The organism is Dietzia sp. B44 (assembly GCF_014145245.1).
GTDB lineage: Bacteria > Actinomycetota > Actinomycetes > Mycobacteriales > Mycobacteriaceae > Dietzia > Dietzia natronolimnaea.
Window position 1 is genome coordinate 2,758 of record NZ_JAALEF010000124.1, and the last position, 3,390, is coordinate 6,147.

General features: G+C 69.2%; 4 protein-coding genes. All 4 read left to right on the forward strand.

Annotated elements, in window-relative coordinates; translation table 11 throughout:
• The coding region (locus G6017_RS04980) for an aldolase/citrate lyase family protein (RefSeq protein WP_182616214.1) at positions 1 to 455 on the forward strand (455 nt) is incomplete at its 5' end.
• 84 nt (positions 456 to 539) lie between these two features.
• A complete protein-coding gene (locus G6017_RS04985; RefSeq protein WP_182616216.1) occupies positions 540 to 2,189 on the forward strand; it encodes an AMP-binding protein in 1,650 nt (549 codons plus the stop codon).
• Positions 2,190 to 2,216: 27 nt separating this feature from the next.
• Positions 2,217 to 2,993, forward strand: a complete 777-nt coding sequence (locus G6017_RS04990) for a CoA transferase subunit A (RefSeq protein WP_179525847.1) — start codon at positions 2,217 to 2,219, stop codon at positions 2,991 to 2,993.
• On the forward strand, positions 2,993 to 3,390 hold a 398-nt coding region (locus G6017_RS04995; RefSeq protein ID WP_277819573.1), incomplete at its 3' end, for a CoA-transferase. The genes G6017_RS04990 and G6017_RS04995, both read left to right, overlap by 1 nt.

Genomic DNA, 3,390 nt, shown 5'->3' on the forward strand with positions numbered 1-3,390 from the left:
GGATGATGTGGGGCGCCGAGGACCTCCTGGCCGCCATGGGTGGCTCGACCAGCCGTTTCTCGGGAATCGAGGCCGGTGGCCCCCGGGTCGCGGGGGAGTACCGCGACGTCCCGAGGCACGCGCGTGCGCAGGTCGCGCTCGCGGCGGCCGCGTTCGGTCGGTGGGCGGTGGACTCGGTCCACCTCGACATCGCCGACGAGGCGGGTCAGCGCGCCGAGGCGCTCGACGCCGTCGCCCTGGGGTTCGTGGCCACCGCCTGCATCCACCCGTCCCAGGTGGCGGTGGTCCGACAGGCCTACGCGCCCGACGACGACGAGGTGGCCTGGGCCCGGAAGGTCCTCGACGCCGCCCGGAGCAACCAGGGTGTCTTCCGGCTGGACGGCCGCATGGTCGACGGCCCCGTCTTCCGACAGGCCGAGGCGACGATGCGTCGCGCCGCGGCCTCCGCCACCTGACTCGCCGCCACCCGACACGCCGCCACCCGACACTGCAACCCCCACTTCGTGGGCCGTCCGATCCCACCCTCAAGGAGCACCGAGATGACCACCACCGATCTCGATTCCACCCCACTGGACCCCGCCCTGTCCCACACCCGTGGGGACGCCGACGTCCCGCTGCTCACGCAGACGATCGCCGACAACCTGGCCGCCACGGTCGAGCGCTTCGGCGACCGCGACGCCCTCGTCGACGTGCAGGCCGGACGCCGGTGGACCTACACGGAGTTCCACGCCGACGTCCGTCGCCTGGCCTCGGGCCTGCTCCGGCTCGGGATCCGGACCGGCGACCGCGTGGGGATCTGGTCCCCCAACCGCTGGGAGTGGGTGATGATCCAGTACGCCACCGCCGAGATCGGGGCGGTGCTGGTCAACATCAACCCCTCCTACCGCGTCCACGAGCTGGAGTACGTGCTCAAGCAGGCCGGGATCAAGGCCGTGGTCGCGGCGCCCCAGTTCAAGGACTCGGACTACACCGGCATGCTCTCGCAGGTCCAGCCGAGCTGCCCGGACCTCGAGGTCGTCGTGCTGTTCGGCGACGAGGAGTGGGAGTCGATGATGTCGGGGCCCACCGACCCGGAGGAGCTGGCCGGGATCCGCGCCGGTCTCGGCGCCGGCGACCCCATCAACATCCAGTACACGTCGGGCACGACCGGGTTCCCCAAGGGCGCCACCCTCTCGCACACCAACATCCTCAACAACGGGTTCTTCGTGGGCGAGACGATCAACTACTCGGAGGTGGACCGGGTCTGCATCCCGGTGCCCTTCTACCACTGCTTCGGCATGGTGATGGGCAACCTCGCGTGCACCACCCACGGGTCGTGCATGGTGATCCCCGCGCCGGCGTTCGACCCCGCCGCCTCGCTGCGGGCGGTGGCGCAGGAGAAGTGCACGAGCCTGTACGGCGTGCCGACGATGTTCATCGCCGAGCTCGCGCTCGAGGACTTCGACTCCTACGACCTGTCGTCCCTGCGGACCGGGATCATGGCGGGGTCGCCGTGCCCGGAGGCGACCATGCGTCAGGTGATCGACCAGATGAACATGGAGGAGGTCTCGATCTGTTACGGCATGACCGAGACCTCCCCGGTGTCCACCCAGACCCGGGCCGACGACTCGTTGGACCGCCGCGTCTCCACCGTGGGGCGGGTCGGCCAGCACCTGGAGATCAAGATCGTCGACCCGGAGTCGGGTGAGACCCTGCCGCGCGGCGAGGCGGGGGAGTTCTGTACCAAGGGGTACAGCGTGATGATCGGGTACTGGAACGAGCCGGAGAAGACCGCGGAGGCCCTCGACGCCGACGGGTGGATGCACACCGGGGACATCGGGGAGATGGACTCCGACGGTTACGTCAAGATCACCGGCCGGATCAAGGACATGGTGATCCGCGGCGGCGAGAACATCTATCCGCGCGAGGTCGAGGAGTTCCTCTACACGCACCCCGACATCCTCGACGCCCAGGTGATCGGGGTGCCGGATCCCAAGTACGGCGAGGAGCTCATGGCGTGGGTCCGGCTCAAGCCCGGGCGCGACGACCTCACGGCCGACGAGGTCCGCGATTTCGCCACCGGCAAGCTCGCGCGCCACAAGATCCCGAAGTACGTCCACGTGGTGGACGAGTTCCCCATGACGGTCACAGGCAAGGTCCGCAAGGTCGACATGCGCAAGACGGCGATCGAGATCCTCGGCATCGCCTGACGGCCCACACACCCAAGGAGGACGTGTATGTCCAGCAAGATCATGACAGCGGCGGAGGCCGTCGCGGACATCCCGGACGGGGCGTCGATCGCCGCCGGCGGATTCGGGCTGTGCGGGATCCCCCAGGTCGTCATCGAGGCCCTCGCGTCCCGCGACGTCGGCGACTTCGAGGTCTTCTCCAACAACGCCGGGGTCGACGGCAAGGGCCTCGGCATGCTCCTGGAGACCGGGAAGCTCCGGCGCATCGTCTCGTCGTACGTGGGCGAGAACAAGGAGTTCGCCCGCCAGTACCTGTCCGGTGAGCTCGAGGTCGAGTTGACGCCGCAGGGCACCCTCGCCGAGCGGATGCGCGCGGGCGGCTCCGGGATCGGGGCGTTCTACACGCGGACCGGCGTGGGCACCTACGTGGCCGACGGCGGGATGCCGTGGAAGTACGACTCCGAGGGCGGCGTCGCGGTGGCCTCGCCGCCCAAGGAGACCCGGGAGATCCGGGGCGAGACCTACGTGCTCGAGCAGGCCATCGAGGCCGACTTCTCGCTGGTGCGGGCTGCGGTCGCGGACCGCAGCGGCAACCTGCGGTTCAACCTCACCGCACGCAACTTCTCACCGTTGGCCGCCATGGCCGGCCGGGTGTGCATCGTCGAGGCGGAGAAGATCGTCGAGGTCGGCGAGCTGGCCCCCGACGACATCCACCTGCCAGGCATCTTCGTGCACCGCCTGGTGGAGCTCACCGCGCAGCAGGTGGAGCAGACCAAGTGGATCGAGAAGACCACCACCAACCCGCCCTCGGAAGGACAGCGCTGATGAGCAGGATCGGACGCGACCGCAAGGCGATGGCCGCCCGCGCGGCCCTCGAACTGTCGGACGGCCAGTACGTGAACCTCGGTATCGGGCTCCCGACGCTGGTGCCCAACTACGTCCCCGAGGACGTCAACGTCACCCTGCAGTCGGAGAACGGACTGCTCGGGATCGGCCCCTACCCACACCCGGACGACGTCGACCCGGACCTGATCAACGCCGGCAAGGAGACCGTCACCACGCTCCCCGGCTCGTCGATCTTCGACTCCGCGATGAGCTTCGGGATGATCCGCTCGGGCAAGATCGACGTGGCGATCCTGGGGGCGATGGAGGTCAACCCGGCCGGTGACATCGCCAACTGGATGGTGCCCGGCGCGATGGTCAAGGGCATGGGCGGCGCGAT

Excerpts from the sequence above, each read along its gene's own strand:
- G6017_RS04985 (WP_182616216.1), top strand. The coding sequence starts at position 540 with ATGACCACCACCGATCTCGATTCCACCCCACTGGACCCCGCCCTGTCC.
- G6017_RS04990 (WP_179525847.1), top strand. The coding sequence starts at position 2,217 with ATGTCCAGCAAGATCATGACAGCGGCGGAGGCCGTCGCGGACATCCCG.